Origin of the sequence: Staphylococcus ureilyticus (assembly GCF_002902235.1) — a bacterium.
GTDB lineage: Bacteria > Bacillota > Bacilli > Staphylococcales > Staphylococcaceae > Staphylococcus > Staphylococcus ureilyticus.
The window spans coordinates 1-22,084 of sequence record NZ_PPRL01000027.1 but is presented as its reverse complement, the minus strand read 5'-3'; the positions used below and the strand labels follow the sequence as shown (position 1 = coordinate 22,084).

Annotated in this window: 18 protein-coding genes and 1 riboswitch; of the genes, 4 read left to right on the top strand and 14 right to left on the bottom strand. The window is 33.0% G+C overall.

Translation table 11 applies throughout. The features are described from left to right. Nucleotides 1-142: 142 nt before the first annotated feature. Nucleotides 143-2,719 carry a YfhO family protein gene (locus tag CD150_RS03130; protein WP_073342297.1) on the top strand — a complete coding sequence of 859 codons (2,577 nt, stop codon included), beginning with the start codon at nt 143-145 and terminating at the stop codon, nt 2,717-2,719. Nucleotides 2,720-2,747: 28 nt separating this feature from the next. Next, on the top strand, nt 2,748-5,366 hold the full coding sequence (locus tag CD150_RS03125) for a YfhO family protein (protein WP_103161337.1): 2,619 nt from the start codon (nt 2,748-2,750) through the stop codon (nt 5,364-5,366). An 86-nt stretch (nt 5,367-5,452) separates the two neighbouring features. Here the strand turns inward: CD150_RS03125 and rplS are convergent, their stop codons facing one another. The 4 genes from rplS to rpsP all read right to left on the bottom strand — a co-directional run bounded on the left by rplS (nt 5,453) and on the right by rpsP (nt 7,821). After that, nucleotides 5,453-5,803, bottom strand: a complete 351-nt coding sequence (rplS, locus tag CD150_RS03120; RefSeq protein ID WP_019468465.1) for a 50S ribosomal protein L19 — start codon at nt 5,801-5,803, stop codon at nt 5,453-5,455. A 103-nt stretch (nt 5,804-5,906) separates the two neighbouring features. Continuing rightward, nucleotides 5,907-6,644 carry a tRNA (guanosine(37)-N1)-methyltransferase TrmD gene (trmD, locus tag CD150_RS03115; RefSeq protein ID WP_046208652.1) on the bottom strand — a complete coding sequence of 246 codons (738 nt, stop codon included), beginning with the start codon at nt 6,642-6,644 and terminating at the stop codon, nt 5,907-5,909. Further along, on the bottom strand, nt 6,644-7,150 hold the full coding sequence (gene rimM, locus CD150_RS03110; RefSeq protein ID WP_064209040.1) for a ribosome maturation factor RimM: 507 nt from the start codon (nt 7,148-7,150) through the stop codon (nt 6,644-6,646). Before rimM ends, trmD begins: the two co-directional genes overlap by 1 nt. 404 nt (nt 7,151-7,554) lie before the next feature. Beyond that, a complete protein-coding gene (gene rpsP, locus CD150_RS03105; RefSeq protein WP_019468468.1) occupies nt 7,555-7,821 on the bottom strand; it encodes a 30S ribosomal protein S16 in 267 nt (88 codons plus the stop codon). A 197-nt stretch (nt 7,822-8,018) separates the two neighbouring features. After that, nucleotides 8,019-8,118: riboswitch (TPP riboswitch) on the top strand. Nucleotides 8,119-8,225: 107 nt separating this feature from the next. Between rpsP and CD150_RS03100 the strand changes: the two genes are divergently transcribed. Together CD150_RS03100 and CD150_RS03095 are read left to right on the top strand one after the other, a co-directional pair. Continuing rightward, a complete protein-coding gene (locus CD150_RS03100; protein ID WP_073342302.1) occupies nt 8,226-8,978 on the top strand; it encodes a 3-oxoacyl-ACP reductase in 753 nt (250 codons plus the stop codon). A 19-nt stretch (nt 8,979-8,997) separates the two neighbouring features. Beyond that, entirely contained in the window at nt 8,998-10,308 is a 1,311-nt protein-coding gene (locus CD150_RS03095; RefSeq protein ID WP_073342305.1) for an LLM class flavin-dependent oxidoreductase, read from the top strand. 252 nt (nt 10,309-10,560) lie between these two features. On the opposite strand, the gene ffh is transcribed toward CD150_RS03095, so the two are convergent. The 10 genes from ffh to fapR all read right to left on the bottom strand — a co-directional run bounded on the left by ffh (nt 10,561) and on the right by fapR (nt 21,890). After that, the gene (gene ffh, locus CD150_RS03090; protein ID WP_046208656.1) at nt 10,561-11,928 is read right to left on the bottom strand and encodes a signal recognition particle protein; all 1,368 of its coding nucleotides are present in this window, start codon (nt 11,926-11,928) and stop codon (nt 10,561-10,563) included. 26 nt (nt 11,929-11,954) lie between these two features. After that, nucleotides 11,955-12,287, bottom strand: coding sequence for a putative DNA-binding protein (locus CD150_RS03085; RefSeq protein WP_046208657.1), 333 nt, complete (start codon nt 12,285-12,287; stop codon nt 11,955-11,957). Then, nucleotides 12,274-13,509, bottom strand: a complete 1,236-nt coding sequence (ftsY, locus tag CD150_RS03080; protein WP_070037893.1) for a signal recognition particle-docking protein FtsY — start codon at nt 13,507-13,509, stop codon at nt 12,274-12,276. Before ftsY ends, CD150_RS03085 begins: the two co-directional genes overlap by 14 nt. After that, nucleotides 13,506-17,075 carry a chromosome segregation protein SMC gene (smc, locus tag CD150_RS03075; protein WP_103161336.1) on the bottom strand — a complete coding sequence of 1,190 codons (3,570 nt, stop codon included), beginning with the start codon at nt 17,073-17,075 and terminating at the stop codon, nt 13,506-13,508. Before smc ends, ftsY begins: the two co-directional genes overlap by 4 nt. A 261-nt stretch (nt 17,076-17,336) precedes the next feature. Next, nucleotides 17,337-18,047 (bottom strand): ribonuclease III, encoded by a 711-nt coding sequence (rnc, locus tag CD150_RS03070; RefSeq protein WP_397610339.1) that lies wholly within the window; start codon nt 18,045-18,047, stop codon nt 17,337-17,339. Between the two features lie 249 nt (nt 18,048-18,296). Further along, nucleotides 18,297-18,530, bottom strand: a complete 234-nt coding sequence (locus CD150_RS03065; RefSeq protein WP_019467939.1) for an acyl carrier protein — start codon at nt 18,528-18,530, stop codon at nt 18,297-18,299. 162 nt (nt 18,531-18,692) lie between these two features. Further along, nucleotides 18,693-19,430: a 3-oxoacyl-[acyl-carrier-protein] reductase gene (gene fabG / locus CD150_RS03060; protein WP_046208661.1), complete on the bottom strand. Its 738-nt coding sequence runs from the start codon at nt 19,428-19,430 to the stop codon at nt 18,693-18,695. Then, the gene (gene fabD / locus CD150_RS03055; protein ID WP_073342316.1) at nt 19,423-20,349 is read right to left on the bottom strand and encodes an ACP S-malonyltransferase; all 927 of its coding nucleotides are present in this window, start codon (nt 20,347-20,349) and stop codon (nt 19,423-19,425) included. Before fabD ends, fabG begins: the two co-directional genes overlap by 8 nt. Then, a complete protein-coding gene (gene plsX / locus CD150_RS03050) occupies nt 20,342-21,328 on the bottom strand; it encodes a phosphate acyltransferase PlsX (protein WP_103161334.1) in 987 nt (328 codons plus the stop codon). The genes fabD and plsX overlap by 8 nt, the downstream gene beginning before the upstream one ends. Further along, the gene (gene fapR / locus CD150_RS03045) at nt 21,321-21,890 is read right to left on the bottom strand and encodes a transcription factor FapR (RefSeq protein ID WP_103161333.1); all 570 of its coding nucleotides are present in this window, start codon (nt 21,888-21,890) and stop codon (nt 21,321-21,323) included. The genes plsX and fapR overlap by 8 nt, the downstream gene beginning before the upstream one ends. Nucleotides 21,891-22,084 lie beyond the last annotated feature (194 nt).

The window sequence follows — 22,084 nt, the reverse complement described above, 5'->3', positions numbered from 1 at the left end:
GAGTATCTTACCAATACTAAATTTCAAAATAAGTATAATATTTAAATTAATTTTCTTAAATTAAATAATGGTAATTTTTATCAATAATTCTAAAAAATCGTTACAATGGAATTAAAAATAATTCGATTACAGGAGACTACTCATGAAAAGGATGCTTTTTTACATATTATTATGCTTTATATTAGCAATCATTGGACATGGCTATGTTATCTATAGATTTATAAATGAGGGTGTTTTATTTACGGGGCCCAATGATGGCATGGAACAAATGATACCGATGCAAATGTATTTGTATGATAAATGGAGTCAAGGTCAATGGTTTTACGCCACTGATTTCGGATTAGGTGGAGATTTTTTCACTGACCTAAGTTACTATTTTTCAACCAATATTTTGTTTATACTTAATGTAATTTTTATCTTTCTCATAAAGTTAGCGATTGATTGGGACACGCAAGACATTATGTTTTGGATGACAAATGCTATTGTATTGTCCATTTTTAAATCAACATTAGCGATGTTAGCAACTTTTGGTTTTGTACGCTATATTACTCAAAATAAAAGCATCGCAGTACTAACGTCATATCTTTTTGTCATATCACCACTCTATTTTAGATTTACTGTATATTGGCCATTTTTCAGTGATATTTTTATATTATTACCGCTACTCTTATGGTCTATTGAATTATTTTTACAAAAAGAAAAAAAAGCCATGTTTATCATCATAGTCACAGTTTCATTAATAAATAACTTTTATTTTGCGTATTATCAACTCATCGTAGGTCTAATCTATTTTACAGTTAGACTAATATTTAAACATAGACATGATATCGTTCCTAGGTTTAAAGCAATATATACCATCTTCATTGCTGCAATTTTAGCACTTGGTTGCAGTCTTTTCTTTTTTTATCACGGTTTACGTGCTTATACCAATAACAGACGTATACCTTTTAATGGAGACGTAGATTTTTTAGAACCTTTCAACCAAAACACGAATGTATTTTATGACAATTACTTAATAGTCATTTTATTTTTAGTAATACAAGCACTGTTATCATTTAAACTATACAAGCATTTTTATTTTAAGTTATTTGCAATTTTTATGATACTTACTATAGGCGCTAATTATTTACCATTTGTCGATCAGCTCTTTAATGGTTTTTCTGCTCCTCAAAAAAGATGGCATTATCTAATTGCTTTTAACGCAGCATTGCTCATAGGGCTATATGTAAAGTACTTTAGCACGCTAACAATTAAAAACTATATTTTTTCTTCAATCATCAGTTTAAGTTTTGTTTTTGTGAGCGCGTGGATTTATGATGATTTTGTTTCATGGCTCTGGTTTACACCTATTGTTTGTTTGATAGGCTTGCTGGTACTGTGTCTTAAAGCTCCAGCTTATCGTAAACGTTTCATTTATTTTTATTATACTGCCATATTGATATTAGCAACACTTGTTGTAGCCGTTTTTATACGCAATCAAATTTATTTTGAAGATCATGTTGAACGAGCAAATCGCTATTATGTCAATGCAAGTCTATTTAACACACCGTTACAAAGACAATTAGTCTCTGAAATGAATCATTCAAAAACGGAAGACGAACGTATCGATTGGCGTGTTAATGAACAAGATAACACACCTATGTATCAATTCTTTAAAGGTTCAAGTTTATATTCAAGTATTTTTCATCACAACATTTTAGACTATTACTATGATGATTTGAAAATCAACCTTCAATCTGAATCTGTGAGTAGATACCAAAGTACTAATGGACGACAAAATATTAGCAGTTTATTTTCAATGAAATATTTAATGTTAAAAGATTACGAAAACAATGTGCCTAGTTATTTTAAAAATGTAAAAAGTGAGGGACAATACCACATTTATGAGAATACTTTAAACTTGCCTTCTGTAAAAGTGACTAATCAAATCTATAATTCTGACACTTTAAAAACGCCTATCGATCGAGAACATGCGATGTTGGATGGTGTTGTTATAAAAAATTCAGGTAAACCTTACACGGATAACGCACAAAACCTTATCGATGCGACCAAAATATCTTACCAAAATATAAAAATAAAAAATAATCAACAAATCAATCTGCCCAAAAACCAAGGTCAAATTAAAATTCACGTCCCAAATCACATAAGAAAACGTTATTCAGACTTTTATTTAAATTTAAAAGTTCGACGTGGTCAACCCGACAGTAATTATACAATTAATATAAATAATTATGCTAACCACCGGTTGTATAACAATTCGACCTATAAAACTGGTGTTGAAAACCAACTATATAGGACACAACCAGACAAAGATGGTAATATTAACATAGCTATTAACCCTAGAGGTAGTTATTATTTTGATATTCAAAGTCTTCATGGTGAAAATTATAGCAAACTCAAAAAAGCCTATAATAAGAAACAAAATCATTATTATAATGATATTAAAAATGGAGTAAAAGTGAAGTTAGCACCACATACAAAGGGAATCGCAACGATTAACATTCCATATCGTGACGGTATGGTGGCTTATGTAGATCATAAAAAAGTAAAACCTAAAAAAGTAAATTATATGATGACTGGCGTACCAGTCACTAAACAAGATAGTGAAATTATCATTAAATACCGCCCTAAATATTGGTTTACGATGATTATAATTTCAGTTATAAGTATCTTAATAAGTATTTTTTGGTGTCTAAAGAAAAAATCTAAACTTAAATAAAGGAGTTTATCTGAGATGAGGTATGACCGTGTTTCATAGAATTTGGTCCCACAAACTATCAAGATTTTTAACAATTCTTTTAATGGGCGTCGGCGTAGCTTTATTAACGTTCACACCTTATATTTATCGCTATTTAACTGACGGTACTGTATTTAGTGGTCATGGTGATGGTTTTAGGCAAATGATGCCTTTCCAAATGTATCTTTACGAACACCTTAGCCAATTCAAAAGTTTTTATGACCATTCTTTTGGTTTAGGTGGAGATTATGTTAAAGATTTATCCTATTACTATGCAACCTCACCTTTTGTACTAATTAATTTTTTATTCGTGTGGTTATCTGAAGTAATATTTAATAGCAACCCTAGCGACATCACGTATTGGGCAAGCAATCAATTAATAGTAGCTTTTTTCAAATGCATCGCTACATTTACCGTTGCGTTCTATTTCTTTAATTATATCAAGCTCAAAAAACACATAGTATTTTTGGCTTCAATGTTATATGCAGCTTCAACAACCGTTATTTATTTTAATTTTACTTGGTCATATTATGGAGATTTATTAATTTTTCTTCCCCTATCTTTGCTCGGTATTGAACGGTTTTACAAAGATAGAAAAATAGGATTATTTATTTTTTCTATTGCTTTAACATTATTTTCTAATTTTTATTTTAGTTATTACGAAGCTATTGTAATTTTGAGTTACTTTATCTATAGATGTGTGTTCCCTCATGCAAAAGATATTGTTACTAGGAAGCAACAACTTTGGATGATTCCTACAGCTGTTATATTAAGTACTTTAATTGCTATTTGGGGCTTTTATACTGGCGTTTCTTCTTTTTTAAACAATGATAGAGTAAGTAATCCTAATTTTAATTTTGGTGTCATTACAGATTTCGCACGACAAAAACATTTTTTTACAAACGGATTTTATATCACTGTGACTATCATCGCACTCATTGCCTTACTATCTTTTAAACTATATCGACATTATTATTATAAACTTTTTGCGATTGCAACTTGGATCATGCTTATAGGGGCACTAACCCCTCTTTTCGATAGTATGTTTAATGGGTTCTCAACGCCTGAACGCCGTTGGGTTTATATATTTGCACTTACTACTGCTGGATTAATAGCATTGTTCATTCATTATTTATCTGAATTATCTTTGAAGTCGTATATATTCGCTTCCCTTCCAGTATTAATGATTATGGGAATCATGCAAATGATCGTTAAAGACCAGAAAATGACATGGATGGGCATCTGTCTCGTAATTATGATTTTTATCGGCATATTGCTTTATAAAAAATCACTATTCAAATTAAATTGGCCGTCTATTGTGCTAATCATATTATTCATTATTCAACAAGCGATTATTTTAGATAACGACCATGTCAATAATGTTCAAAAATACGAATCAACTGTTTCATCAATGCATGATTCAAAATATAAAAGTCCTGCACTAGCGAATAAAATAGATAAAATTAAACAGCATCAAGACGATCCATTCAGTAGAATTGATTACATGTCACAATACGGCTTGAATTCACCAATGATATATCATTTTAACGGTATTGCATTATATTCAAGCATTTTCGATGGCGACATTTTAAAGTATTATGATAAAACATTACAAATCAATATGCATACGGATAAAAACAGCACTTATCGTCTACTTTCAAATAGAGCAAATTTGATGGCACTTTGGGATGTCAATGATCGCATTCGTCGCCCAGAAGACAAGAATATCCCCTATGGCTTTTCTAAGCAAAGTACAATCAAACATTCTGATGAGGAAACCTTTATACATTCAACAAATAAAGCCAATTATCCTAGTGCGCACATTACAAATAAAGTATTTGATAAAAAAGACCTCAAATCGCCTATGGATAAAGAACAAGCTATGTTACAAGGGATAGTTTTTGATCAAGCAGATGAATATCCTACAAATCAACAGTTCACACCAAATAAAAACTTACTATCAGAAACTTCTACTAATTTAATTAATGCAAAGCGTACGCAAAAAAATAAATTAACCGTTTCTAAGGATGGTGGAGGTGTCCATTATCAGTTACCAGCATCTATTGCAAATCAGTATGAAGATCTCTATGTAGAGATGGATGTTGAATTGTTAGGGCCAGACAAGGCTCACAATGTTGGTGTGAATGAATATAATCAACATCGTAATAACCTATCTTATAAATATAGACGTTTTGTCACTCCAGTAACGATGCGAGTAAAATCTGTGCAAGACTTGAATATAAAATTATCTAAAGGTAATTATCGCTTTAATGTTAAAGGAATTTATGGAGAAAACTACGATGTATTAAAGAAAGCACATAAACAACTACATTCTGTGAAAGTTTCACAAAATCCACGTCATTATACAATTAAAAAAAATAAAAATGATGAAGGCTACCTCGTATTGCCAATGCCTTATAGAGATGGAATGAAAGCTTATACAGACAAAGGCAAAACATTACCAGTTAAAAAAGGTAATGGTATCATGACAGTAATTCCTGTAGAGCAAGGACAAAAGACAATTACACTTAAATATACACCGCCCCATACATGGTTATTAGTAATAATAAGTATTATTGGAATCATTTTAAGTTTCGTTTATACAAAATGGATTTATATTAAAAAATGATAATATCATCTTCAAATTGATTACAAAATATAAAAAAGAAGCAGTTCCGATTAGGAACCGCTTCTTTTTTATGACTTTTATGCTGATTAACGAATTTCTTTAATTCTAGCAGCTTTACCACGTAATTCACGTAAGTAATATAATTTAGCACGACGTACTTTACCGCGACGTTTAACTTCAATTTTTTCGATTTTTGGAGTGTGTAATGGGAATGTACGTTCCACACCTACACCTGAAGAAATCTTACGTACTGTGAAAGTTTCTGAAATACCTCCACCGCGACGTTTGATTACAACACCTTCGAATACTTGGATACGTTCGCGAGTACCTTCAATAATACGTACGTGAACTCTTAAAGTGTCACCTGGACGGAATGAAGGTAAGTCTGTGCGTAATTGTGATTGTGTTACTGCTTCGATTAATTTGTGATTACTCATTATTTTTTCTCTCCTTCAACCTATGTTCTTGCCTAGACAAATATATAGCAGCGGATCATAGTGATTTTCGTGTGTCGCACACTTAAATTATGTTAGCACACTGTTATTCATTTTTCAATTGCTTTTTGTATCTTTCTAAAATATCTTTGTCTTTATCAGTAAGTGGATAATTTTCTAATAAATCTGGACGCTTTTCCCATGTACGTATCAGTTTTTGTTCATGACGCCATTGATCAATATGCGCATGATTCCCTGACAATAATACCTCTGGTACGTTCATATCTTGATAGGAACGTGGTCTGGTATATTGTGGAAATTCTAATAATCCATCCTGAAAAGAATCATCTTCATGTGATTGTTGATTACCTAAAACACCTGGAATTAATCTTACTATTGCATCGGTCATTACCATCGCAGGTAATTCTCCACCTGTTAAAACATAATCTCCCATAGAAATTTCATCCGTAACTAAATGCTGACGGATACGTTCATCATATCCTTCATAATGCCCACAAATAAAAACTAAATGTTCGGAATGACTGAGTTCCTGTGCAATTTCTTGATTAAATGGTCGACCTTGTGGACACATTAAAATCACACGTGTATTTTCTGTTTTGTCAATATCTTTCATTGCATTAAATATAGGTTCTGGTTTAAGCACCATACCTTGCCCTCCACCGAATGGATAATCATCTACTTGATTATGCTTATTTTCAGCAAAATCTCTAAAATCGACAGTATTAATTTGTAGCATTTCCTTATCTTGCGCTCTTTTTAAAATCGATTGATTTAATACACCGTCAAACATTTGAGGGAACAAAGTTAAATAATCTATCTTCATTACTCCAACAGTCCTTCCATAGGCGTAATATCAATTCGTCTACCTTCAATATCTATATGTTTAACAACATCTTCTATATATGGTATAAGATATTCTTTATCACCTTTGACAACCCAAACATCATTGGCACCCGTTTCAAAAATTTCTATCACTCTTCCAATAGGTGTTTCATTATCATCGAATACGGTACAGCCAATAATATCTGAGTAATAGTATTCATGCTCCCCTAATTCAATTTCTTCGTGGTCTCTATCTTGTAAAAGGATTTCACCTTTTAAGTGCTCAATATCATTAATATTGTTGATACCTTCAAAGGTCAACATGTGCAACCCTTTATGCATACGATATGTCGCAATTTTCAATTCTAATGTTGGTTCGTTTTGACGTTCTATCATCACAGTTTCACCTGGTTGAAAGCGTACATCTGTAAAATCTGAGTGAGATTGGACTTTAATTTCGCCTTTTATACCATGTGTATTGATAATTTTGCCTATTTCTACTTTCATATAAGCTCCTCCGATAATGTATATGTATCATTGAAATTCGTTATTTTTTATTTTTCGACTAAAATAATTATAACATGAATTGTTAGTATTATTTTAAACCTTCTCTATATGTTATGAGCTAAAATATTGTATAAATCATCTTAAGTCATTCTTGATCAATGTATTCACTCGTATAAGCCTACTAAATTGTTGATGTTGCTTTATATAAATGATTACCGGTATGCTAATTTAAAAGGCTGGGACAAACGAATTGTCTCAGCCTTTTATGATTATATTGGCATGCACAATGGTTAACATTCAACCATAGTCATCCATACCGAGATGAGTCGTCGAAATCATTTTAAATGACTACGATTTCCACGACTCTCTCTTTTTTTAAAATTTTTATGTGCTAATAATGACGATTATTTTTGATCGTCAAATTTTTTCAAGATACCTTCTCTTGATAAGATGTTGTGTACAGTATCTGTTGGTTTAGCACCATTTTTCAACCATTTTAATGCTAACTCTTCGTCAATTTTAACTTCTGGAGCATTTACATTATTTGGATTATAAGTTCCGATTTGTTCGATGTTACGACCATCACGTGGCGCACGAGCATCTGCTGCTACGATACGATAGAATGGATTTCTTTTTGAGCCTAAACGTGTTAAACGTAATTTAACTGCCATTTATATTCTCTCCTTTGATTGTTCTAATTTTTATTTTCTACAAGAAATAATATTAACAGTTATCTAGAAGTTTGTAAAGAGTTTCTTCTTTACCATTTTATACTTTTAATCACTTCATTGTACCAATATTATTTTCGATATCATCGTAAACTTGACATTAACTATTAAACACTATAAATTGAAAATAAATTAAATATTAAATGCACTAGGGGTGTTTTTTAACTGAGATGAGATTTACTCAAACCCTTTGAACCTGATCTAGTCCATACTAGCGGAGGGAAGTGTTACAAAAATAACAAAGCTATATCAACATATTAACTATAGATTGTAGATTTTTAGTACACAGCTTCTCTTATGGAGGTTGTGTATTTTTTTATTTAATAAATGATTCCAGGAGTGAAATGATGAGTAAAACAATACTTATAACTGGTAGCAGTAGAGGATTAGGCGCATCCATTGCAAAAACTTTAGGTAGCCAAGGGCATCATGTAATTATCAATTATTTTCAGAATAAGACATTAGCAGAAAAGGTTGTAGACGAAATTGGTCACGAACATGCAATTGCGATTCGTGCTGATGTCACAGACAGAGCACAAGTAGATCAATTAATTGCAGAAGCCACCAATCATTTTGGAAAAATAGATGCTGTTGTGAATAATGCGCTTATAGGGTTTAAATTTGATCCTTCTCGCCAAAAATCATTTAAAGACTTAAATTGGTCAGATTACCAACAACAAATTGACGGCACTCTAAAAGGCGCTTTTAATGTAACCCAAAGTGTTATCGACCAATTTATTGAGCATAAATCAGGTACTATTATATCTATCGGAACGAATTTATACCAAAATCCTGTCGTTCCCTATCATGAATATACTACCGCTAAATCAAGTTTAATCGGTTTTACAAGAAATATTGCTGCTGAACTTGGTCAATATGGCATCAAAGCTAATGTCGTTTCTGGTGGTTTATTAAAAACTACAGACGCCAGTGCTGCCACTTCAGATGAAGTATTTGAATTAATTGAACAGACTACACCATTACATAAAGTAACAACACCACAAGATGTAGCAAATATGGTAGCATTTCTAGTTAGCGATCAAGCTAATGGTATCACTGGTCAAAATATTACCGTAGATGGCGGTTTAACTATGAACTAAAATATGGAGGGCATCAATTATGACGCACGATCAACATCTCAATATAGGTGTATTAATTTACGGTTGTGGCCATCACCAAGCTGCATGGCGTATGCAAGATTCTAGTATTGAACGAATCGGTGATATCAATTATTATCAATCGTTAGCTCGACTATCAGAACGAGGCTTGCTAGATGCTATATTTTTTGCTGATAATCAATCTTTTCCTGCAAAAACGGATAATGACATGCCTGCTTTTTGGTTTGACCCTTTAATGAATTTAGCAGCAATTGCGCAAGTAACTCATCATATAGGTCTTGTTGCGACTATCTCAAGTACATTTTCGAATCCTTTTACTGCTGCAAGACAATTATTGAGTCTTGATCATATGAGCCAAGGACGTGCAGGTTGGAATTTAGTAACATCTATGACGGATTTAGAAGCTGCAAATCATAGCATGTCTAGTTTACCCGCACATCACGAACGCTACAAAAAAGCAGATGAATTTGCATGTGTTATGAATCAACTATTAACATCTTGGAGCTTAGAAGAATTTGTACATGACAAGACACAAGATATTCTAATCAATGCAAATCATATCCATGCCATTAGTCATACTGGAGAACACTTTAAAGTACAAGGACCTTTAACAACACCAAGTAGCCTACAAGGAAAACCTGTTGCTATGCAAGCTGGTGCATCCGACCCTGGTATTGCACTAGCTACGAAATACGCAGATGCCGTTTATGCAGTAGCTTGGAATATACAACAAGCTACTACATTTAGAAAAAGATTAAATCATCAACTGGAATTAGCAGGTAAATCAAAGAACAGTTTGAAAGTCTTTCCAGGACTAGTCACATATGTCGCACCAACATACGAAGAAGCTTTTGCTAAAAAGCAAAAACTAGACACACATTTAGCAACTGAAACAGCATTAAATCAATTAGAATTTTTCATTCATCAAGATTGTCATAATTGGGATTTGGATGAACCGGTCCCATATTTACCACCATTGGAATCTTTTAATGGCCCTAAAGGTCGTTACCAAACTGTATTGGAAATTATAAAAGATAAAAACCCAACTTTGCGACAATTGTTAGGCTATCTCAGTGCAGGTGGTGGACACTTGACACTCATCGGAACGCCTGAACAGATTGTTGACGAAATGGAACGTTGGTTCAATGCAGGGGTAGCTGATGGATTTAATTTAATGCCACCAACTTTACCAAATAGCTTAGAAGATTTTGTAGATTACATCATTCCCGAATTACAAAAAAGAAATCTTTTTAGAATACAATATGAGGGTAAGACATTTAGGGAAAATATGAATTTACCTAAATCAAATTAAATAACTTCCCACCTACACATAAAATTTCATCATTTAATATTTTCCATGATTTTGTAACGCGCTGACGCCTAGGGTTATGATATGAACGAGAGACTACTGGCTCGAGCCATATCCCCAGGCAAGCATGCGCGAGCAAAATCACTTATGATTCATATAAAAAGGACCAATCCATTTTCATACGGATTGGTCCTTTACTTTGTAATATGCCTTATGTTCTACTCACTGCTTTTACAACTATTTTATAGACAATTGTTAAAACGGTAAATTCATACCATTTAACATATTCTCCATTTGTTTACGTTTACCTTTTTTACCTTTGCCGCCACCAGAAAATTGCTTCATCATTTTCTTCATTTCGTTAAATTGTTTCATCAATCTGTTAACTTCTTGAACAGTACGTCCTGAACCCTTAGCTATACGTTTTTTACGTGATACATTTAATGTTTCTGGGTTATTACGTTCATTAGGTGTCATAGATTGAATAATAGCTTTAATATGGTCAATTTGTTTATCATCCATATTAAGATTATTCATCCCTTTCATTTTGTTCATACCAGGAATCATTTTCATAATGTCATCTAATGGACCAAGGTTTTTAACTTGATCTAATTGTTCTAAGAAATCTTCCAAAGTAAATGATGACGTACGCATTTTCTTTTCTAAATCTTTCGCTTTATCTTCATCTACATCTTGTTGTGCTTTTTCTATTAAACTTAATACATCACCCATACCTAATATTCGAGAAGCCATACGTTCTGGATGAAATGGTTCTAAACCATCTAATTTTTCACTCATACCAACAAATTTAATTGGCTTTTGTGTCACTGATCTAATTGATAAAGCAGCACCACCACGTGTATCACCATCTAGTTTAGTCAAGGTTACACCTGAAACTTCTAGCTGTTCATCAAACGATTGCGCTACATTTACTGCGTCTTGACCAGTCATCGCATCAACAACAAGCATAATCTCATCTGGTTTAGTAATTTCTTTTACATCACTTAATTCTTCCATTAATGCTTCATCAACATGCAAACGACCTGCCGTATCAATAATAACAAAATCTAAATGTTCTTCCTTTGCGTGTTTAATGGCATTTTCTACAATTTGTTGAGGTTTTACTTGATCCCCTTCACTGTAAACAGGAATATCAATTTGCTTACCAACAGTTTGTAATTGGTCAATCGCAGCTGGTCTATAAATATCGGCTGCTACTAATAATGGTTTTTTGTTGTATTTTTTACGCATGAGTAATGCTAATTTACCTGCAGTTGTAGTTTTACCTGCACCTTGTAAACCAACCATCATCACAACTGTTGGCGGTTTATTGGCCATCTTGATGGTTGCATTTTCGCCACCCATCAGTTGTGTAAGTTCTTCTTGTACTATCTTAATGACTTGTTGTCCAGGTGTTAATGACTTCATTACATCTGAACCTAAAGCTCGTTCTGATACGGTTTTGACAAAATCCTTTACGACTTTAAAGTTAACGTCTGCTTCAAGTAATGCTAATCGGACTTCTCGCATCATTAATTTAATATCTGCTTCTGTAACTTTTCCTTTGCCACGGATCTTTTGCATCGTCCCTTGAAGACGATCGGATAATCCTTCAAATGCCATATCATTACCCTCCTTTATACTCTCAATTATTCCAAATCTTCAAGCGTTTGAAGATACTGTTTAATTATTTCTGGCTCATCAATATGCTTTTTGATCGCTTCATATATGTTTTGTCGTTTTTCAAAATTTTGATAAAGGCCTAGTTTCATTTCATAATCTTCTACTAAATCACCAGTTCTTCTTATGTTATCATACACTGCTTGGCGGCTCACATCAAACGTATCTGCAATCTCACTTAAAGAATAATCCTGTAGATAAAATAGTTCTAGATAGTTACGTTGTTTTTCCGTTAATAATGATTGATAAAAATCAAATAAATAATTCATACGTATAGTCTTAATTAAATCATTTTGTGTCATCTGTATGGCCTTCATTCTGTACATCCGTGCTATCTGTATGATCATCCGCTGCATTTGAATCATCAACATTTTGTTCAATCATATCAGCAAACAGTCCATATACATAGCTTTCTGGATTAAATGGTTGTAAATCATCTAATTTTTCACCTAAACCAACATATTTAACTGGTATTTTTAATTCATTACGTATCGCTAAAACGATACCGCCTTTTGCAGTACCATCCAGTTTAGTTAATACAATACCAGTCACATTCGTAACCTCTTTGAATGATTTAGCTTGGGACAAGGCATTTTGTCCAGTAGTAGCATCTAAACAAAGTAGGACTTCATGAGGCGCTTCAGGTACTGCTCTACCTATCACACGTTTTACTTTTTCTAGTTCATTCATCAAATTAGATTTGTTTTGTAAACGGCCAGCAGTATCACATATTAAAATATCTACACCCTTACTTTTAGCTGCATTAATGGCATCATACATAACTGCTGCAGGATCCGAACCTTCTTTTTGACTCATTACTTCTACGCCAACACGCTCTCCCCAAATTTTGAGTTGTTCAATAGCACCAGCTCTAAAAGTATCACCAGCTGCTAGCATCACTTTCTTACCTTCAGCTTGATAGCGATGTGCTAATTTACCAATTGTTGTCGTTTTGCCCACACCATTGACACCTACCATTAAAATGACATTTAACCCTTCATTTTCAATGTTCATAATTTCTGAGTGTTCATCGTCTTGATGATAGATTTCTACAATTTTTTCTACGATAACTTCTCGCAAATCTTCAGTTTCTGAAATATTACGACGTTGTGCTTCGGTACGTAATTCTTCTACGAGTTCCATCACTGTGTTAAAACCAACATCTGCAGTTATTAACATTTCTTCCAGTGCTTCAAAGAAATCTTCATCAACTTTACGATAACGTGCAATTAAATTGTTTAACTGTTCTTGGAAATTTTCACGCGACTTTTCTAATCCAGCTCTAAATTTTGCACCAAGTTGTTGCGCTTCAATTTCTTCAAAGTCCTCAATTGAAATTAATCCGTCGTCATCAAAATCAGCTTCTTTTAATTTTTTTGGCTGCTTTGTTTTTTCCTTAGGCGCTTCGGATGATTGAGGTTGATCTACATCTAATTCAGATTGTTGTTCTTGTTCTAATTCGTCTGGTTTTTGATTTTCTGCAGACGTTGTGAATTTATCTTTTAGTCGTTTGAAAAAGCTCATACTTGTTCCTCCTTAATGACTTCATCAATCGTATTTAAATTGACACTTACTAATTTTGATACACCTGACTCTTGCATCGTTACACCATATAAACGATCAGAAAATTCCATTGTACCCTTACGATGTGTAATGACTATAAACTGAGTTTGGTTTGATAATGCTTTTAAATATTGTGCATAACGTATAACATTGGCTTCATCTAAGGCTGCTTCTACTTCATCTAAAATGACAAATGGTGCCGATCTCACTTTTAAAATAGCGAACAACAAAGCAATTGCACTCAAAGCACGTTCCCCACCACTTAATAGTGATAGGTTTTGCAGTTTCTTACCTGGTGGTTGAACAATAATATCTACCCCTGCTGATAAATAGTCATCATCTGTCAAGCGCAACTCTGCTTGTCCTCCACCGAATAGTGATTTAAATACTTCAGAAAAATGACCTTGTACAGCGTGAAAAGTCTCTTTAAATCGTTCTTTCACTTCATTATCCATTTCTTCTATTAATTGTTCTAACGTCGCTTTGGCTGCTCTTAAATCAGCACGTTGTTCATTCAAGAATGTATAGCGTTCGTTGATTTCTTCAAATTGTTCAATTGCATTTAAATTTACGGGGCCTAATTCTTCTATAGACATTTTGGTTAATTTTACTTTTTTTCGTAAACTGTCAATATCCTCTTCTAGTGTATATAATTCACTTGCCCGTTCATAAGTAAGATGATACTGTTCGCTCAAATGATCTATCGCATGATTGATTAGCACATCTAAACGAGATTGTTCTGCTTTAATATCTTGGTAACGATTTTCAATCGATAAAATATCTTGATTTGCTTCTTCCAACTTACGCTCTGTTGTCTCAATTGTATCATTCAAAGTTTGGCGTTGTGATTTAATAGTAGCCAAGTCTTCTGTTAATTGCGCTTTATTACTTTTACTTTGTTCAATATTATTTTGAATCGTTTCGAAAGCTTTTTCACCAGTTATCTCATCCGAATTAAATAATTCAATTTGCTCACTCAATTTTTGTTTTTGCTCTTTTAATTGTTTAAGTTGATGCGTTAACCTTGTTTCCGTTTGCTTTTGAGTACTTAATCTTTCTTTAACTACTGCTAAATCAGATTGTTTTTGATGTAATTTTTGTTGTATTAACGTTGTACTCTCTTTACCTTCTTTTGATAATTTTGTATAGATATTAATATCTTCTTCTAATTTTTGCAATTGCGCTTGGATTGTTGCTAATTGCGCTTTTTTGTCATTTAAGGTTTGCTTACTTGTTTCACTTTGGTAACCATCATTTTTCTCAAATTCAAATTCTTCATGCTCATTTTTTAAATGTGTTTCTTGTTTACGTAATCTATCTAATTCTAAGTCAAATTTATGTACGTTTTGTTTTATCGTATTATAACTTTGACTCGTATCGAAATAATTATTACTTAACGCATCGGCTTCTTCTTTAATTGCTTGAAATTGTTTTTCAAATGAAACAGTTTGTTGCTGATAATCTTCTAATTGCGCACGCATTGTTGAGAGCTCATCTTTTTGAGATAAAATGCTCTTAGTTTTACGATCACCACCACCAGTCATGGAACCTCCTGGATTTACAATATCTCCCTCTAACGTTACGATACGTGTTCGATACCGAATTTTTCTAGCTAATTCGTTAGCATTTTTCAAGTTGTCTACAATTATTGTATTGCCTAATAAATTTTGAATCACATGTTTATAATCATTTTCAACTTGTATCGCACTTGAAGCAACGTTCACAAAACCAATTGAACTATTAGCTATCTTCAAAATATCGCTGGCAATATTACGAGGTTGAATGACGTTTAATGGTAAAAATGTAGCTCTTCCAAGACCATTTTGTTTTAAATATTGTATTGCTTGACGACCATCTTTTTCAGAATCAACGATGATATGCTGTAGCGAAGCACCTAATGCAGTTTCAATCGCTTTCGTTAAATTCGAAGGTACTTGGATAACTTCTGCTACTGCACCACGGATGCCAGAAAGTTTATTATCTTTCATTTTCAATATGTGTTTTACACCATTGAAAAAATAACTATATTCTTCTTGTTGTGTTGCTAAACTATCAATACGTGATTTTAATTTTTCATTAAATCTGTATGCTTGATGTAATTTCTCTTCGTATTCATTTTGTTGATTTTTAAGTTGCGTTAGTTTTTTTTCATAAGATGCTAAATCACTTTCTGCTTTTTTCAACTCTTTTTTCGCGATTGAACTTTGTTTCTCTGTTTCAGTGATTTGAGTTTGAATATTTTTTAATTCCTTATAGGCATCAAGCAAGCGTGAATCTAAACGTGATTGCTTCGTTTCATTTTCTTGAATTGTATGCTCTAAAAAGCGTATATCATTATTGACATCTGATTGTTCTGACATGAGTTGATAGTATTCATCTTTTATTGATTCTAACTTTTCATCATGTTGTTCATCGGACACATAAAGTTGTGATTCATATTGTTGTATCTCTTCATTTAGATCATTTTGTTTCGTTTTTAACTGTTTGATTTGTTCTTTTACTTCTGATTGCTCTTGCTTTAAATTTGTCACTTGTGTCTCTAAGCTTTCTTGTTCTTCTTCAAATCGTGCATTGGTTTGCGATTGATTCTTCTTACGTTCTTCTAACACATTCAATTGTCCAGCAAATTTTTCAACTTCTTCAGTCGCTTTAACAAGTTTAAAATTTAAAGATTCTATCTTTTCATCTAATTGTTGACGTTCAGATTTATATTGATTTAATGATTGTGTATGCTGCGCCTTTTCCGCATCTTTTGAAGCTTGTTGACTTTTTAAGCGATTGAGATTTTCGTCTAGTTCATAAATATTTTGATTATATTGTCCAATATCATAAACAGTGACCAACACATCACTTTTTTCCATTTCACTAGACAGATGTTTATATTCTTTTGCTATTGCAGCTTCTTCACGTAATGGTTCGACTCGACCTTCTAAATCAAATAAGATATCTTCTACACGCGTCAGGTTATCTTCTGTTTGATCTAATTTTTGCACAGAAGTTGCCTTTCTTTTTTTATATTTTAGTACACCTGCAGATTCTTCCAATATTTGCCTTCTATCAATTGGCTTTGCATTAAGAATCTCATCTACGCGACCTTGAGATATTATACTGAATGCTTCTTTTCCTAATCCTGAATCTAAAAATAGTTCTATGATATCTTTAAGTCGTGATCGGTCATTATTTAAATAATATTCACTTTCCCCGCTTCTATATAAACGACGTGTGACTACGAGTTCTTCTGTATCAACATTTAATTTACCTGAACTATTATCTAATTTTAATTTTACTTCAGCAAAATTTTGAGCTTTTCTATGTTCTGCACCAGAAAAAATAATATCTTCCATTTTTGCGCCACGTAATGATTTAGCAGATTGTTCACCTAAAACCCACTTAATTGCATCTGTAATATTACTCTTACCACTACCATTAGGTCCTACTATTGCCGTGACACCTTCATCAAACTGTACATTTGTATGTTCAGCAAATGATTTAAATCCAAAGGCATCAATAGATTTCAAATATACCATGCTATTCTCCTTTAAAGTGTTTCTCAGATGCGAGATAAAAACAACGTAATGCAAATACGTTCATGCTCTCGCTTCTGCTTCTATATGATTAGTGCATCAATAAATTTGTCACAGCGACTTGCAATGATTACATGCTTTATTAACTCATCTATTAGAAATGCTTTCACATCATTCATTAACGCATCTTAAATTTTTTACAATTTCGTCCAACATGCGCTAAATCGTCTGTAAGCTACACCACAATATACAATGGAACTGACATTAAACCTCTTTATTTTTCAAGAGTTTATAAGCACTTTCTGCTGCTTGTTGCTCTGATTCTTTTTTCGTTTTGCCTTTGCCTATCGCAACCGGCTTGTTTTCTAAAATCACTTCCGACGTAAATAAACGATGATGCGCAGGACCTTCTTCATTGATTAAACGATAAGTAACGTCACCTTTGTTTTGCTGATGCACATATTCTTGAAACTGTGTTTTAAAGTCCACGACGCCGTCAAGTTTATCGCCTTCCACAAATGGAAAAATCACATTTTCAGCAAATTTCCAAACAGCGGTTAGACCTTGGTCCAAATACAATGCACCTACAAAAGCTTCAAATGCATCTGATACAAGTGAGGGTCTTGTTCTACCACCTGTTTTTTCTTCTCCTTTACCTAACAAGATAAGGTCGTGTAATGCAATTTTATTCGCGAATATTACAAGTGAAGGCTCACAAACAATTGTCGCACGCATTTTCGTTAAATTACCTTCTGGTAACTCTGGATATTTGTCAAACAAATAGCGTGAAACCGTCAATTCTAATACCGAATCTCCTAAAAACTCTAAACGTTCATTATGATCTAATCTATCCATATTGAAATCGTTGATGAAGCTCGAATGTGAAAATGCTTGTTGATATAAATTCACTTTATTAAAATTCAAATTTAATTCTTGCATTTTTTTTGAAAACTTTTCTTGGAATGCATTAACCATTTCCTTTTTTTTATGATTCGTCAATACTTTTCCACCTCAATTTAAAGTAATTTTGTATATACTTATGCCTTTATATTTTACGTGAATTTATTATAAAACTAAAGGGAAAACTGCTAATCATACATTCATTTTATCATTTATAGAACATTGTTCATCTTTAAGGATTACTGTTGATATGATTACTAAAGTTAACTGCTTTTTAATAGAAAAAATCTGAGCCGTAAAATCCACGACTCAGATATTTGTTTATTATTTTTCCATACTATTGATAAAGTTAACTGCATCACCAACAGTGTTGATTTTTTCAGCTTCTTCATCTGGAATTTCAGTACCAAATTCGTCTTCTAATTCCATAACTAATTCAGCAATATCAAGTGAGTCAGCGCCTAAATCATCTTTGAAAGATGCATCTTGAGTTACTTTTTCAGCGTCAACACCTAAACGGTCAACGATGATATCTTTTACTTTGTCGAAGTTTTCCACGTCGATTCACCTCCTTTTAAAAGCCTATGATAGACTTTTATATTTTCCCATTTTATCGATTGAAATACAAGTAGTATTTCAATGAATTACATACTTAGAGCATGACATACATCCATAAGTCATATCAAGTCATGTTCAAAATGGTATGTCCGTACAGTTTCACTATTCCATAAACATACCACCATTGACATGTATTGTTTGACCAGTAATATATTTTGCTTTGTCTGAAGCTAAAAATGCTACTGTATTTGCAATATCAGTGTCTTCACCGAATCTTGCTAATGGAATTTGTTGCAACATTTGATCTTTTAAATCATCTGATAATGCATCTGTCATGTCAGATACAATAAATCCTGGTGCAACGGCATTAACTGTGATATTTCTTGAAGCTAATTCTTTCGCAGCAGATTTAGTCAATCCAATAACGCCTGCTTTTGTTGCAACATAATTAGCTTGGCCAGGATTTCCTACTGCACCAACTACACTAGATAAATTGATGATTGACCCACTTTTTTGTCTTAACATTTGTGGTGTAACCTTTTGAATACAGTTAAACACACCTTTTAAATTAGTGTCGATAACGTCATCCCATTCACTTTCTTTCATACGCATCAATAAATTATCTCTAGTAATACCTGCATTATTGACTAATACATCGACTGTACCAAATTGGTTTACTACTTCTTTAATCATTGCTTTTACTTCATCGCCATTGGCAACATTAGCTTGAATTGCTAAGCTTTCTACACCTTTAGCTTTCACTTCTTCTACTACAGCCTCTGCTTTTTCTCTATTACCTGCATAGTTTACTGCTACGTTATAACCTTCTTCAGCTAACTGAATTGCTATACTACGACCAATACCTCTAGATGCTCCAGTTACTAATGCATTTTTAGTCATTTTCATTCCACCCTTTTACGTCTTCTAATGTTTGAATTGAAGTAAGCTTAACATCTCTATTTATTTTTTTTATTAATCCTGAAAGTACTTTACCTGGCCCAATTTCAATAAAATGGTCGACACCTTGATCAAGTAGCCATGTCACAGAATCTATAAATTGAACCGGAGAATATAATTGTTTAATCATATTCTCTTTAATTTCTTTAGCATCTGTTTCACCTTTAGCATTTACATTTTGTACCACTGGATAATTGGCGTCGTTCCATTCAAATTGTTCGATATAATTTGCAAAGTCCGATTCAATAACTTGCATCATGGATGAATGGAAAGGACCAGAAACGGCTAAAGGCATGACGCGTTTAGCACCCAAAGATTTTCCTTCAGCAACAAGTTGATCTATTAATGTTTTATGCCCTGAAACCACAATTTGTCCAGGTGCATTGATATTAGCAGGTTCTATGACTTCGTCTTCTGTTGAAAGTTGTTTGCAAATGTCATCAACTTCACTGTAATTTAAACCTAGGACAGCTGCCATGTTACCAACACCATCAGGAAAAGCTGCTGCCATCAATTGTCCACGTTTACGAACTATTTTTACCGCGTCCTCAAACTTTAATACGCCACTCGCTACTAGACTCGCGTACTCACCTAAACTATGACCCATTGTATAATCTGCATCAATTTGTTTTAATGCCATTAATAAAGCGGTACTATGTGTAAGTAATGCTGGTTGTGTATTTTCAGTTTGGCCTAATTTACCTTCGGCATCTTCAAACATTGTTTCTAAGATATCAAAATCCAATTGTGCTTGTGCTTCATTTAAAATTGATGTTGCGGCATCACTTTCATTAAACAAATCACTAGCCATGCCTACTTTTTGTGACCCTTGTCCAGGAAAAATAATCGCTGTTTTACCCATTTTTTGACCCCACCGTTTCTCTCATTGTATCTACTATATTTAATTCTCCAGCAACCTTAGCTTGACGAATTGCTGAATAAAATGCCTTGGCATTAGAACTACCATGTGCTTTTACAACGATACCATTCAATCCTAGTAAAACTGAACCACCATATTCTGCATAGTCCATTTTTGTAGTTAACTCATTTAAATCTTTGCGTAAGACTAACGCTGCTAATTTATTTTTTAAACTACTTAAAAGTGTAGATTTCAACATTTTTCCTATAGATTTTGCTACACCTTCTAGATTTTTTAGGATCATGTTACCAGTATAGCCATCTGTGACAACGACATCTGCAGCATCATCCATTAATACTTTCGCTTCTACATTACCAGCAAAATGAAATTCTTGTTGTTCATCCATTAAATTAAACGCTTTTTTAGTTAATGTATTTCCTTTAGCTGCTTCAGTTCCTATATTAAGCAATGCTACAGAAGGTTGTTCAATATTGCGTATTTTTTGTGCGTAAATATTGCCTAATTGTGCATATTGCAATAAGTGTTCTGCTTTAGCATCCGCATTTGCACCGACATCCATAAATACAAAACCTTTACCTGATACAGTAGGTAAAGTAAGCACTAATGCTGGTCTTTCTACACCTTTAATCCTACCAACAATAAATAGTCCTGCAGACATTAATGCACCTGTATTACCGGCTGATACACATCCATCCGCTTCACCAGATTTTACTGCTTCAGCCATGCGCACCATCGAACTATTTTTTTTCCGTTTAATTGCTCTTACAGGTTCATCTTCCATCGTTATCGCTTCTGTACAGTAACGTACTTCCACTCTTTCGTGATTAATATTACATTTATTTTGGTCTCCAAATAATATAATTTCTAAATCTTTAAAATCATTGACCGCTTTCTCAACAGCTTCTAAAACGATGCCAGGTGCGTCATCGCCACCCATCATGTCGATAGCTATTTTAACCATTTTGTTCATCCTCACTTGTATAATACATTTTGAATGTACCTCTAAATACTAAAGTATCTTTGACATACGAATTTACCTTTATCTTAAAATATTTATTCGTTATTTCAACAGCTTGTGCTTCAGCACGTACTGTATCGTTTAATTTAACTTGTTTTAAAAATGAAACATTACTTTCTTTAGTTAAAACGACTGGTTTATGTATAAGTGCCACACATAATGAATTGGCCTGTGCAAACAACACATGACCTCTGGCAATCTTATTTCTTGTAAATACTGAATCTTCATCAATATTAATCAGAGATGTTGCTTGATGATCTGGTTCAACGTTAATCACATCACCTATGATTTCACTTCCATCAATAGATCGAATACTTTCGTGATTTTTTCTCGCAACGGATTTTATTCTTTTTCTCAATTCAGGAATATTTAAGTGTGTACGATCCAACCTTATTGTTTGGATACTGACTGAAAAAAGACTGCTTAAACCAAGATCAGTAATAAAGGGATTTTTTTCTATTTCTTTTTTTATTGCTTCACGACGTTCTTGTTTTTTTAACTTCATAGTTTACTACTCCCTAATTTTAGTACCAAGTCTTAAACATTCCTAACATATCATAACACTTTCTATTTCAATTGCTCAACTAAAAACATAAGACTTTCTTCATTATATTGAGTTAAAGCTGAACACTTTTATAACCAAAGCAAAAAAAGTTTTTAAAGTTAATATATAACTTTTAATAATAATATGTTAAATTA

Bases quoted from the DNA above. Each gene is read 5' to 3' on its own strand.
- CD150_RS03130 (WP_073342297.1), top strand. From the start codon at position 143: ATGAAAAGGATGCTTTTTTACATATTATTATGCTTTATATTAGCAATC.
- rplS (WP_019468465.1), bottom strand. From the start codon at position 5,803: ATGAGTAATCACAAATTAATCGAAGCAGTAACACAATCACAATTACGC.
- trmD (WP_046208652.1), bottom strand. From the start codon at position 6,644: ATGAAGATAGATTATTTAACTTTGTTCCCTCAAATGTTTGACGGTGTA.
- rimM (WP_064209040.1), bottom strand. From the start codon at position 7,150: ATGAAAGTAGAAATAGGCAAAATTATCAATACACATGGTATAAAAGGC.
- rpsP (WP_019468468.1), bottom strand. From the start codon at position 7,821: ATGGCAGTTAAATTACGTTTAACACGTTTAGGCTCAAAAAGAAATCCA.
- CD150_RS03100 (WP_073342302.1), top strand. From the start codon at position 8,226: ATGAGTAAAACAATACTTATAACTGGTAGCAGTAGAGGATTAGGCGCA.
- CD150_RS03095 (WP_073342305.1), top strand. From the start codon at position 8,998: ATGACGCACGATCAACATCTCAATATAGGTGTATTAATTTACGGTTGT.
- ffh (WP_046208656.1), bottom strand. From the start codon at position 11,928: ATGGCATTTGAAGGATTATCCGATCGTCTTCAAGGGACGATGCAAAAG.
- CD150_RS03085 (WP_046208657.1), bottom strand. From the start codon at position 12,287: ATGACACAAAATGATTTAATTAAGACTATACGTATGAATTATTTATTT.
- ftsY (WP_070037893.1), bottom strand. From the start codon at position 13,509: ATGAGCTTTTTCAAACGACTAAAAGATAAATTCACAACGTCTGCAGAA.
- smc (WP_103161336.1), bottom strand. From the start codon at position 17,075: ATGGTATATTTGAAATCTATTGATGCCTTTGGATTTAAATCATTTGCT.
- rnc (WP_397610339.1), bottom strand. From the start codon at position 18,047: ATGGTTAATGCATTCCAAGAAAAGTTTTCAAAAAAAATGCAAGAATTA.
- fabG (WP_046208661.1), bottom strand. From the start codon at position 19,430: ATGACTAAAAATGCATTAGTAACTGGAGCATCTAGAGGTATTGGTCGT.
- fabD (WP_073342316.1), bottom strand. From the start codon at position 20,349: ATGGGTAAAACAGCGATTATTTTTCCTGGACAAGGGTCACAAAAAGTA.
- plsX (WP_103161334.1), bottom strand. From the start codon at position 21,328: ATGGTTAAAATAGCTATCGACATGATGGGTGGCGATGACGCACCTGGC.
- fapR (WP_103161333.1), bottom strand. From the start codon at position 21,890: ATGAAGTTAAAAAAACAAGAACGTCGTGAAGCAATAAAAAAAGAAATA.